Genomic DNA, 10,872 nt, shown 5'->3' on the forward strand with positions numbered 1-10,872 from the left:
CCCTAACGGGCCTTTTTCAATATTCAACATTAAATTTTAACTCTGATATTGTGAATTAGTATTACTTAATCTCAACACGTTGTGAGCGCATAACGACTTCATCATTTAATTCAATACCGATACCTGGCTCTTCTGATACTTGGAAGAAACCATTTTTAGGTTGTGGATCTTGAATACACAATTCACGGTTCCATTTTTTAATCGCATAGGTGTGATGTTCGTGAATTAAGAAGTTAGGAATTGCGGTTTCTAGGTGTAACGAAGCTGCAGTGGCTACTGGGCCGCCACACACGTGAGCTTGAATACGCACATCAAAGATATCAGCATAATCACACACTTTTTTAGTTTCAGTGAAACCACCACACAGGCCTAAGTCTGGCTGTAATACATCAATACTTTGATCTTCTAAGTAAGGACGCACACCCCAGCGGTTATACAAACGTTCACCACCTGCAATTGGCACCGCTACTTTGTCAGCAACTTTTGCATGTAATGAATGATTTAAGTAATTCACAGGCTCTTCGTAATACATACAATCGAACTCTTCAGCAATTTCACCAATTTGAATTGCTGATGTTGCGCCAGGTAAACTGTGACATTCAAAAATAATGTCAACTTCGTCACCGACTGCTTCACGAATAGCCTGCATACGCGCGCGATATAATTTCATTTCTGCACGAGAAATAATATTAGTGCGGTCATAATAAGTATTGCCGTTTTTATCGTACTGGATTGGGTCAACTTTTACCGCATCATACCCTTCAGCCATCGCCTTAAGCGCTGCTTCTGCGTATTCTTCTGGGTGAACAAGCGCTTTAAATTCGCTGTCCCAGTCAAACTGTAATTGTGATGCATAAGTACGCAGCTTATCGTTAACTTTACCACCTAATAGCTGGTAAACAGGCAAGCCTAATGCTTTACCTTTAATATCCCAAAGTGCAGTATCAATGGCGCTCATTGCTGCATATACAACAGGACCACCACCTAAACCCCAAAAGCTTTCGCGTAGCATTCGTGACCACAGTTTTTCTGTTTGAAATGGGTCATGACCAATTAAAAAGGCATCAGCCATTTCTTTAATCATTGCCGCAGCTGCGCTATGACCTAAATCATAAGCCAGACCCGCTTCACCCACACCGCTAATACCTTCATCGGTGTGAATACGCACAAAAACAGGTGTCCAAGCAGGTCTGTCTGGACAATGAATATCGAACACTTCGACGCGATTAACTTTCATGGTTACTCCTTACTGAGCAAAACTAGGATCAAGACGATAAGCTTTACGCAACATGGCTGGCCAAGCTAACTGGCCACCTGTGCTGCCGCTATGCACGACATTCGCTTGATTATAAATATTATCGATAATAGGTTGTGGTACCGGGATTGCCGTTTGACCACTGGCTTGAATAGCCAATTGAATTTCACAGGCACGCTGCAAATCATAAAATCGCATAAAGGCATCTCCCACTGTTGGGCCAACAGTTAAGCCACCGTGGTTAACCAATAGCATGTGATTAGTGGTGCCTAAATCATCTTGCAAGCGCTTTTTCTCATCACTGTTTACCGCTAACCCTTCGTAGCCATGATAAGACAATGATGGCAATGAGAACATTGAGTATTGGCTAAGTGGTAACAGGCCTTTTTCTTGCGTTGCAACGGCGATGGTTTCTTTTGTGTGTAAATGAATAACACAGTGAGCGTCATCACGAACTTCATGAATAGCGCTGTGAATAGTGAAACCAGCCGGATTAATTTTAAATGGCGTGTCATCAAGAATATTGCCTGCTAAATCGACCTTCACAAGGTTTGATGCCGTCACTTCATCAAAACTAAGACCAAATGCATTAACTAAATAATGATCTGTGCCCGGTAAACGTGCCGATAGGTGGGTATAAATTAAATCCCCCCATCGAAAGTGCTCAACTAAACGGTAACATGCTGCTAAATCAACACGAAGCTGCCATTCTTGTTCAGATACTTTATTTTTTAAATCGAGTTTTGGTAAGTCAAACATGGAAAACCTTGTATATGTGACACTGCACAAATAGATGTATAGAAGTCTAAATTACTATTAATGGATGATCAATAGGTGATACAAAAAGGCCACATCAATTGATGTGGCCTTTTCACGCTAAAATGGTGTTTATTTTACTTGTGATAAGTAATCAGCAATTGCAGCCATTTCTTCTTCAGATACGTTTGCAACCATTGCTTTCATCGCAGCAGCCATACCGTTGCTACGCGCACCTGATTTAATGTCTTTCATTTGTGCTAGTAAGTACTCTTTATTTTGACCATTTAATTTAGGGTACTGAGGCATGATAGGCGCTTTACCTTCTGCACCGTGACAAGTTTGGCAAAGCTTAGCTGTGTAAAGTGTTGCACCATCCGCAGCCATAGTGTTGAAAGATAGGCTTGCAGCCATTGCAATGCCAGCCCCACATAAAATTTTCGTGATCTTGCTCATTTGTATCTTCTCTTTTTTGACGGGTTATTAAACATTTTCTTTAGTGTAGACCATGATTTAACAATATTGCACCCGAAAATTGTAACGGCAATAGAAACAGTCACTACCAAATTAAATCATCAGGTACTTCAAAATCAGCATACGGATCATCTTCATCCTTTTGCTTATCTTCAGGCTCAACATGGAACACTATGTAGTCTTCGCTGACTTCAGCGACTTTTCGTGCTGGTTCGTCTTCCAGTACAAAAAATTGGCCTTCTAAAACACAAATTGCTAAACGGCCACCAGCTAGGGCCTTTTGTGTTTTTTCGTTTACTTCGAGCTCTTTCACTTTATTTTGATAAGTGAAGTTAAATGTACGGTCACCACGAATTTCATCTTGATTGTGATGCTCTAAAATCTGCTTAACGCGCGCTACTTGCTCACGTTGCTTTTGCTCTTCTAAACGCGCTTTATTAAGCTCGTCGGCTTTTTTCTGCTGCTCAAGCTTAGTCTGCTCAATATGCTTTTGCAGATCGCTAGGATTACTCGTGGCGCCTTTCTTTTTTTTCTTTTGCTGTTTGCGCTTTTCAGATTTGGCTACTTTAGCTTTATGTGCCGTAGTAAGACCAGCCTTAAGTAATTGATCTTGTAATGACCCCATGACGAAATTCCAATTTATTAATGCGTATTAGGGTTATTTTAATCAGCTCTGCCAACAAATAACAGTACTGAGCCCACTTGATTCACAGCAATCGAGTATATTGATGTGAGATTAACACGCGATGAAATCATGACATATTGATTTAACGCAAGATTTATCATTTTAGTCGCCTTTGAACTTGTAAAAAAACCTGTACCCGATAAGCTAGGGCTTTTCCTCTTGGGAGCTAAAAATGCAGCTGCGACATTTGTTACTTTGCTCTGTGTTTATTTTCTTTGTTTTATACGCCCCACAACCCTTACTTGGATTATTTGCCAGTCATTTTTCTGTATCGCCAGCCACTGCTGGTAGCTTAATGACCGCAACTATGTTGCCACTAGCAATTGCTCCTTTAGTGTATGGCTTGTTTTTAGCTAAGCGAAACCCACTAACAATTCTAAAGATTGCCATGTTTGTGTTAGCAATCAGCTGTATCGCTTTTACTTTAGCACCAAGCTTTGAGTTGCTATTACTGGTTCGTTTTATACAAGGGATCACCCTACCCGCAGCGCTCACTGCCATGACCAGTTATATTGGTGTGACTTTTCAGGCTGACCAATTACAACGTAATATGACACTTTACATTGGCAGCACCATTGTTGGTGGCTATTTCGGACGTATGCTCGCCGCCTTGTTTACTGACTTTTTGAGCTGGCAAAGTTTTTATTATGTGATTGCGCTTGGGTTAGTACTATTTGCACTCGCCATTCCTAAATCAAACAAAGGTGCGAGTATTCATGCTGCAAAGTCTCCGCTGTTGTATCTAAAGCAATTAAAAGATCCGCTGGTATTAAAGCTCTACGGAGCGGTGTTTTGTATGTTCTTTTGTTTTGCGGCACTGTTAAATTATTTACCTTTCATTCTGCAAGACAGTTTTGCTATCACTAACACCCGAGACATCGGACTGGTTTACAGCGGTTATTTGCTTGGTGCACTAGCTTCCATAGCCACACCTTGGTTGTTACGAAAGTCATCAACACCTTGGCGTTTACTAACCTGGGTTTTTGTATTTTATAGCCTGACAATGGTGCTATTGATGAGCCAACAGTTATTACTTTTTGTTATTGCTTTTACTGGCTTTTGCGGTGCAATGTTTGTTATCCACTCAAGTGCCGCTCCACTGGTAAATAAAATCAGCAGCGCACCTGCAAGTGTCACCAATGGCGGTTATGTATCGTTTTATTATAGCGGTGGCGCATTAGGTTCATTATTGCCAGGGCTGGTATATCAGCAACACGGCCAAGTTGCCTTTATGACCGTGCTACTTTTAGTCTGCTTAGTGGGTTTAAGCTTAGTTTATTTGGCAGGTAGAAATACGATACGCGGTTGATGCCCGGTACTTTCAAAAAACAGCTCTAAGTCATCTTTTTTCATCAGCCAAGTGGCGGTATTTTCAAAAGGGTGACAATGAAAAAGCTCGTTAAACCAAATTTCTTGGTCTAGCCAAAGAGTGACATTATTTTGCTTATCGTTTAACAGTGCCAACATAGAAACACAGCCCGGTGGCACTTTAAGATAACGCGCTAATCGCTCATCAGATGCAAACCCTAAACGCGATAACCCCTGCTGCTGAGCAATGGCTTTTAAGTCGAGTTGTTTGTCGTGAGCGGTGATCACTAAAAAGTGGCGCTTACCTTCGTTATCTCGTAAAAACAGGTTTTTTAAACGTGTGCCCGGTCTATCGAGCATAAACTTATCGGCATCTAAGCTGCCGTGTAATGGTGGATGCTCAATCACATCATAATTAATATCTAATTGAGCTAGCGTAGCAGCTAACTTGCTTTTATCTGCATACATTTACAAACAACGTCCTCGTAATTGCACACTTAAATCACGCCATAATACTTCGTCAATAACGTGTTTATCGTCGCAGTATTGTCGTTCTTTAAGCTCTTCATTTAATAATTCAACCGCTTGGTCTTCCAGCATAAGTTTTAAGTTGCTCGACTCTTCAAATACTTCTTGCTCGGCAAAATCTTTAAACTGCCTGCGTGTCATTGGCTTATCAAGATTAATCGGGCGCCTGCCCTGTGCTTTAACTGACACCACATAGGCAAAAATTTTATTGCCTTGCTCATCATTTTTTTCGTAAAACTGCTTATTATTGATTTCAAAAGGAGGTGCTTCTTGTTGGCTTGCGCAACCAGCAAGTAAAACGACCAAAAGCCATGCTATTTTTTTCATTATTGGATGAGCCTTGAACAGTGAATGCGCTTTAGTCTACCAAAAATAAAACAACAGAGTAAAAATTCGATCATTTTAAAAAAAATACTTGACCAGAAATGCAAAAATATTTAAAGTTCACCCCGCTTGAGACGCAAGACTTAAGCATCCTGTATTTTAGGAATGTGGGGCTATAGCTCAGCTGGGAGAGCGCCTGCCTTGCACGCAGGAGGTCAGCAGTTCGATCCTGCTTAGCTCCACCACTTTCCTACCTCTCTTTAGGCAATCTGCCGAATCCTTAATAAAAACCAATAAATTCTAAATTAAAGCGACTTTATTAGTCTTTCTGCTGTCTTCGTTTTATTTTAAACACAAAAAAACCGAGCAAAGCCCGGCTTTTTAAGCAATTACTTTTTAGTGATTATTCACGAATTTGCCCTTCGCCATTCACTAAGTATTTTTCAGTTGTAAGTGACTCTAGACCCATTGGACCATAAGCATGTAGCTTAGTTGTCGCAATACCAATCTCAGCACCTAAACCTAACTGTGAACCATCAGAAAAACGCGATGACGCATTAACCATTACCACAGATGCATCCACACTGCGTTGGAATAACTCAGCTGCAGCTTGGTCTTTAGTACAAATCACTTCAGTGTGGTTTGAACCAAATTTAGCAATATGATCAATGGCACCAGCAAAGTCAGGTACAACCTTGATTGCGATTTCTAAATCTAAGTATTCTTCACCAAACTCGTCGTCAGCAAGTACTGTTGCATTATCAAAGTACTCGGCAGCTTTCGCATCTGCATTTACTTTTACGCCTTCTTGACGAAGAACAACTGCACACAGGTTTAAAAACTCATCAGCGATATCTTGGTGAACCACTAAGCCTTCTAGGGCATTACACACACCAGTACGCTGAGTTTTACCATTTAATAGTAAATTGATTGCTACATTCAAATCAGCGTCTTTATCAACATAAAGGTGACATACGCCTTTAAAATGCTGAATCACTGGAATGGTACTGTTTTCTGTTACAAAATTAATTAAACCTTCACCACCACGCGGAATGATTAAATCAATTGTGTCACGCTGTTGCATCAACTCCATGAGTAGACCACGGTCTGGATCTGGGATTACTGAAATCAACGCAGCTGGTAAACCATGCTTTTCAAGTACTTTATGCATTACGCTCGCGATTGCTTGCGAGCTACGTAGTGCTTCTTTACCACCACGCAAAATAACACCATTACCCGATTTAAAGCATAGAGCGCCTGCATCAGCCGTCACATTTGGACGTGCTTCATAAATCATACATACAACACCCAATGGTACGCGCATCTTGCTGATCTTAATACCATTTGGACGTTCTGAAATTTCACGTAATTGACCAACAGGATCATCAAGGCTAACAATTACTTCGATGCCTTCTGCCATTGCTTCAATACGCTCATCGTTAAGCGTTAAACGGTCAATCATCGATGCAGCAAGGTTGTTATCACGTGCTGCCGCTAAATCGCTTTCGTTCTCTTTGATGATAAAAGCTTTGCTTTCACGTAGCGCCTCTGCCATCTCAGTTAAAACTTGATTCTTAGTAGCAGTATCAAGTAAAGCTAACTGGGTTGCAGCTTTTGCAGCTTGACTCGAAATATCCGTAATTAAACTCATGACTTCTCCAATAATGCGATATCTTTTTCTGAAACAACTGGGCCGATTGAATCTTGCATTTTTTCGCTAAATTCACTTTGCTCGTTGTCAGCAATAAAATTCAATAAACAGCTACTGTAATTCGCTGTGGCTTTTGCTAGACGCGTACCATCATCACTACGGACTAAAATGGTATCGCCTACGCCAAATTCTCCGTGTACTGCAACGATTTCATCGCTACGAATACAACCGTCTTCATCTTCTAATGATTCATCAAATGAACCTTCAACGACAACCTCACCTTGCTCATTTGCTGTGTGAGTCATCCAATGCACTGCTTCTTGCATTGGTTTTTCGTATGGTTTGAAGATAGTACCTGGGTTGTCACCCGCTAGCAGGCGGTTAAATGTCTCTTCTTTAAAACCATTTAAAATAAAGGTTGTAATACCATGTGAAGTGGCTTTTTCAGCCGCTTCAATTTTTGTTTTCATACCACCTGTACCAACGGCACTGGTTGCACAACCGGCCATGGCATAAATTGACTCATCAATGCTTTCAATTTCAGGTAACAACACTGCATCTTCATGTAAATTCGGGTTTTTGTCATAAAGACCATCAACATCCGAAAAAATCATCAATGCATCTGCATCCGCAGCTGCAGCAACCATTGCCGACAAGTTATCATTGTCACCAACTTTTAAATCGTCGGTTGTTACCGTGTCATTCTCATTGATGATAGGTAACACACCATGCTCAAGTAAGGTGAAAACAGTTTCACGAATACTTGTGTAACGCTCACGGTCACGTAAGTCACCATGAGTTAATAAAATCTGTGCTGATGGGAAATCGAAGAAGCGATCCCACATCGCCATCATTTCTGTCTGACCGGCAGCAGCCATTGCTTTTTTCATCGTCACTGAACGCTTTTCTTGTTCAGGGAATAAATGCGAACCAGCAGCTACCGAACCCGATGATACTAAAATAACTTCGATACCTTGCGCTCGACAGCGAACGATGAACTGTGCAATGGTCAGTAAATAACGTGAGCGACACCCGTCTTGTTCGGGTGCGATTAATGCGCTACCTACTTTTAGTACTATACGTCGCCAATTTAACTTTTGCATAACTGTTCAACTTTCCATTTTACTATCTGTTCAGTGCCAATTTGCCACTGATTAAAAGACTCGCGCTTAGCTTTACTAAACGCACTGACTATTATCACTTTGCCAAACCACTTATCTATGCACACGACTACGCCACGCAAGTACTGCGATTAGATATAGCACAACTTTTATTCAGTCAGTAGACCAAACGGTTATAAACCATAAGTTGATAAAAAAAGATAAGTGTTGTTTATGTATCGCTGTAAAAAGCTGTGTGCGGCTTTTATTAATAACAACATACATAGAGCCTATACAATCTGGTACACCAGCAGATAGGGTGTAGATTGTATGACCGAGATTTAGCTGCCACGATGGGAGCTAAACATTGACCAGATAATGAACTTATATTCTATTCAACACGTAATAAATATGTACTGAACAACTTAGAGCTCATTTCTATTTAATTAGAAAACAAAGCGTATAAAACACTAATAATGTCGCAAACAAGTATCTTTTCAAAAAGCTAAGCTACAAAGAGTGTCTTTAAAGCCAATAACTATTTAGATATCAAATTGTTTGAACACGAACTATAATACGGGAAATCAGGGGCAAAGATCAAGTGCAAAAAGTAGTCATAACTTTTATACTTACCATAAACATAGAAAATATACATTTATTAACAGTACCTTAGGCGCGCAATTTTATTGTGTAATAATTTTTGATGAGCCTAGCAGGGTTTAATTTCATAAACACACCCAAAAAGTATTAATAACGACTAAAATCGTATTTGAAGCAACGAGTTTGCTTGTATCCATGACGGTGAGTAGGCTTTAATAGGCAAGCATTATTTTAATAATGTCAGCAACTAATGACGTGATTATCTAAGGCGTTGGCATTTTAAATTGTAGTAACTAAAGGATAATTCATTCTATGTCAGCAATTTTTATAGCAGGGATCGCCTTGTGCTCAGTATTGGCACAATGGATAGCTTGGGCGTTTCGTGTACCGGCTATTTTATTTTTACTACTAACAGGTTTAATTCTCGGGCCTTTTAGTGGCGTGTTAGAACCAGATGCACTGTTGGGAGATTTATTATTCCCAGTGGTTTCTTTAAGTGTGGCCGTGATTTTATTCGAAGGTTCACTCACTCTGCACTTTCGAGAACTCAAAGGGATTGGCAAGGTAGTTCGTAACCTTTGTTCAATAGGCATGATCACAACTTGCTTAGTAATAAGCCTAAGTGCCTATTGGATTTTAGAACTTAATTGGCGTGTTGCCGCTGTACTTGGTGCGGTACTTGTTGTTACTGGCCCTACGGTTATTGCACCGCTATTAAACTCTATGAGACCAAACCAAGACATAGACCGTATTTTACGTTGGGAAGGCATCGTAATAGACCCTATTGGTGCCTTGTTTGCTGTATTGGTATTTGAAGCTGTTATGCTGGTAGGCCAAGGCGAAGTACTAAGCCATACTATTATCGCGTTATTTAAAACTCTCGGTGTAGGTTTAACCATTGGTGTGGTTGCAGGCTGGCTTACAACGCTGCTTATTCGTAGAGAATGGCTGCCGTTTGAGTTACACAAGTTTGGTATTCTTGCCTTAGTACTCATTAGTTTTACGGTTTCAAACCACCTAAGCCATGAATCTGGCCTACTCGCTGTTACCGTGTTTGGTATTTGGCTTGCCAACCAAGACGAACTTGAAATTGACTCTGTACTTGAGTTTAAAGAAGACCTTTCGATGATCTTGATTTCATCGTTATTCATCTTACTTGCTGCCCGCCTACAGTTATCAGACTTAATGATGTTACATAGCGATGTGTTTATTTTCTTAGCCATCGTGTTATTCGTAGCCCGTCCTGCGTGTATCGCAATATCGACTTTTAAAACCGATTTACCACTTAAGTCTCGCTTAGTTCTGGCTTGGATTGCGCCAAGGGGTATTGTTGCAGCGGCGGTTGGTTCAGTATTTGCGTTAAGTATGGTGGAAGCTGGCATTGCCGATGCAGAGAAAATTGTGCCACTTATCTTCACGGTGATCATCGTGACTGTGGTACTGCAAAGCCTGACAGCAACGCCATTAGCAAAGTTATTAAAAGTACGTCAGCCAGCGCCAAATACCATTTTGATTATTGGTGCAAACCATGTGGCCCGTGCCATTGCTTGCGGCTTAAAAGATCAAAACATTCCCGTGCACTTATCTGATCCTGCATGGGAGAACTGCAAAATGGCACGCATGGATGGCTTACCTTGTTACTATGGTAATCCACAGTCAGAGCATGCTGAGCGTTATTTACCATTAACGACGATTCGTAGCGTACTCGCGCTTTCGCCTAACCGTCACCACAACGCATTAGGCGTGCAGTATTTCTCGCATTTACTTGACGAAAAAGATGTATTTTCACTGCGTTCTTCAACCAACCACGCTAAAGCAAATAAAGACAGTGCGACCTTCTTATCGCGACAAATTCTGTTTGGCGACAATGGCGCTTATGCGCGCTTAAGTAGCTTAATTGCCAAAGGCGGCAAGGTCAGTGCAACACGTATTTCTGAAGAGTTTAGTTGGGAGCAATACAAAGACGTTAATAGCGAAGCTATCCCGCTGTTTATTTTAAATGGTGAGAAAAGTGATGATGACGATTCACCTATTAAAATTCGCCCGTTCACTACAAATATGGAAAAACCTCCACAAGTAGGTGAACGTATTGTGGCACTTCAACCGCCTAAACTATCGGTGCTAAAAGACCCGAATAACGGCAAACTAAAAGAAAATAAAGAAGAGAAATAAAAAAAGGCCAGCATTAGCT

Annotated in this window: 10 protein-coding genes and 1 tRNA gene; 3 read left to right on the forward strand and 8 right to left on the reverse strand. The window is 40.8% G+C overall.

Annotated elements, in window-relative coordinates:
- Positions 1-61: 61 nt before the first annotated feature.
- The 4 genes from L1D51_RS18250 to L1D51_RS18265 all read right to left on the reverse strand — a co-directional run bounded on the left by L1D51_RS18250 (position 62) and on the right by L1D51_RS18265 (position 3,110).
- Positions 62-1,237 (reverse strand): mandelate racemase/muconate lactonizing enzyme family protein, encoded by a 1,176-nt coding sequence (locus L1D51_RS18250; protein WP_054552450.1) that lies wholly within the window; start codon positions 1,235-1,237, stop codon positions 62-64.
- 9 nt (positions 1,238-1,246) lie between these two features.
- Entirely contained in the window at positions 1,247-2,014 is a 768-nt protein-coding gene (locus L1D51_RS18255) for a class II aldolase/adducin family protein (RefSeq protein WP_054552449.1), read from the reverse strand.
- A gap of 129 nt (positions 2,015-2,143) precedes the next feature.
- Positions 2,144-2,467 (reverse strand): c-type cytochrome, encoded by a 324-nt coding sequence (locus L1D51_RS18260; protein WP_054552448.1) that lies wholly within the window; start codon positions 2,465-2,467, stop codon positions 2,144-2,146.
- Positions 2,468-2,570: 103 nt separating this feature from the next.
- The gene (locus L1D51_RS18265) at positions 2,571-3,110 is read right to left on the reverse strand and encodes a DUF2058 domain-containing protein (protein WP_054563501.1); all 540 of its coding nucleotides are present in this window, start codon (positions 3,108-3,110) and stop codon (positions 2,571-2,573) included.
- A gap of 232 nt (positions 3,111-3,342) precedes the next feature.
- Between L1D51_RS18265 and L1D51_RS18270 the strand changes: the two genes are divergently transcribed.
- A complete protein-coding gene (locus L1D51_RS18270) occupies positions 3,343-4,479 on the forward strand; it encodes an MFS transporter (protein WP_054563500.1) in 1,137 nt (378 codons plus the stop codon).
- Here L1D51_RS18270 and L1D51_RS18275 read toward each other — a convergent pair.
- Both L1D51_RS18275 and L1D51_RS18280 read right to left on the reverse strand, forming a co-directional pair.
- Entirely contained in the window at positions 4,446-4,946 is a 501-nt protein-coding gene (locus tag L1D51_RS18275; protein ID WP_054563499.1) for a prolyl-tRNA synthetase associated domain-containing protein, read from the reverse strand. The two genes, L1D51_RS18270 and L1D51_RS18275, sit on opposite strands and share 34 nt — an antisense overlap.
- Complete coding sequence (locus L1D51_RS18280) at positions 4,947-5,333, reverse strand: putative periplasmic lipoprotein (protein WP_054563498.1); 387 nt, start codon at positions 5,331-5,333, stop codon at positions 4,947-4,949.
- Positions 5,334-5,499: 166 nt separating this feature from the next.
- Between L1D51_RS18280 and L1D51_RS18285 the strand changes: the two genes are divergently transcribed.
- Positions 5,500-5,575, forward strand: a tRNA-Ala gene (locus tag L1D51_RS18285).
- A gap of 158 nt (positions 5,576-5,733) precedes the next feature.
- Here the strand turns inward: L1D51_RS18285 and L1D51_RS18290 are convergent.
- Together L1D51_RS18290 and proB are read right to left on the reverse strand one after the other, a co-directional pair.
- Positions 5,734-6,981 carry a glutamate-5-semialdehyde dehydrogenase gene (locus tag L1D51_RS18290; RefSeq protein ID WP_055198957.1) on the reverse strand — a complete coding sequence of 416 codons (1,248 nt, stop codon included), beginning with the start codon at positions 6,979-6,981 and terminating at the stop codon, positions 5,734-5,736.
- Positions 6,978-8,084, reverse strand: a complete 1,107-nt coding sequence (gene proB, locus L1D51_RS18295) for a glutamate 5-kinase (RefSeq protein ID WP_239964444.1) — start codon at positions 8,082-8,084, stop codon at positions 6,978-6,980. The genes L1D51_RS18290 and proB overlap by 4 nt, the downstream gene beginning before the upstream one ends.
- A 909-nt stretch (positions 8,085-8,993) precedes the next feature.
- Here proB and L1D51_RS18300 point away from each other — a divergent pair.
- The gene (locus L1D51_RS18300) at positions 8,994-10,853 is read left to right on the forward strand and encodes a cation:proton antiporter (RefSeq protein WP_054563495.1); all 1,860 of its coding nucleotides are present in this window, start codon (positions 8,994-8,996) and stop codon (positions 10,851-10,853) included.
- Positions 10,854-10,872: the final 19 nt, after the last annotated feature.

It is taken from the genome of Pseudoalteromonas shioyasakiensis, from assembly GCF_022398475.1.
GTDB lineage: Bacteria > Pseudomonadota > Gammaproteobacteria > Enterobacterales > Alteromonadaceae > Pseudoalteromonas.

Excerpts from the sequence above, each read along its gene's own strand:
- L1D51_RS18290 (WP_055198957.1), bottom strand. The coding sequence starts at position 6,981 with ATGAGTTTAATTACGGATATTTCGAGTCAAGCTGCAAAAGCTGCAACC.
- proB (WP_239964444.1), bottom strand. The coding sequence starts at position 8,084 with ATGCAAAAGTTAAATTGGCGACGTATAGTACTAAAAGTAGGTAGCGCA.
- L1D51_RS18260 (WP_054552448.1), bottom strand. The coding sequence starts at position 2,467 with ATGAGCAAGATCACGAAAATTTTATGTGGGGCTGGCATTGCAATGGCT.
- L1D51_RS18270 (WP_054563500.1), top strand. The coding sequence starts at position 3,343 with ATGCAGCTGCGACATTTGTTACTTTGCTCTGTGTTTATTTTCTTTGTT.
- L1D51_RS18255 (WP_054552449.1), bottom strand. The coding sequence starts at position 2,014 with ATGTTTGACTTACCAAAACTCGATTTAAAAAATAAAGTATCTGAACAA.
- L1D51_RS18275 (WP_054563499.1), bottom strand. The coding sequence starts at position 4,946 with ATGTATGCAGATAAAAGCAAGTTAGCTGCTACGCTAGCTCAATTAGAT.
- L1D51_RS18250 (WP_054552450.1), bottom strand. The coding sequence starts at position 1,237 with ATGAAAGTTAATCGCGTCGAAGTGTTCGATATTCATTGTCCAGACAGA.
- L1D51_RS18280 (WP_054563498.1), bottom strand. The coding sequence starts at position 5,333 with ATGAAAAAAATAGCATGGCTTTTGGTCGTTTTACTTGCTGGTTGCGCA.
- L1D51_RS18300 (WP_054563495.1), top strand. The coding sequence starts at position 8,994 with ATGTCAGCAATTTTTATAGCAGGGATCGCCTTGTGCTCAGTATTGGCA.
- L1D51_RS18265 (WP_054563501.1), bottom strand. The coding sequence starts at position 3,110 with ATGGGGTCATTACAAGATCAATTACTTAAGGCTGGTCTTACTACGGCA.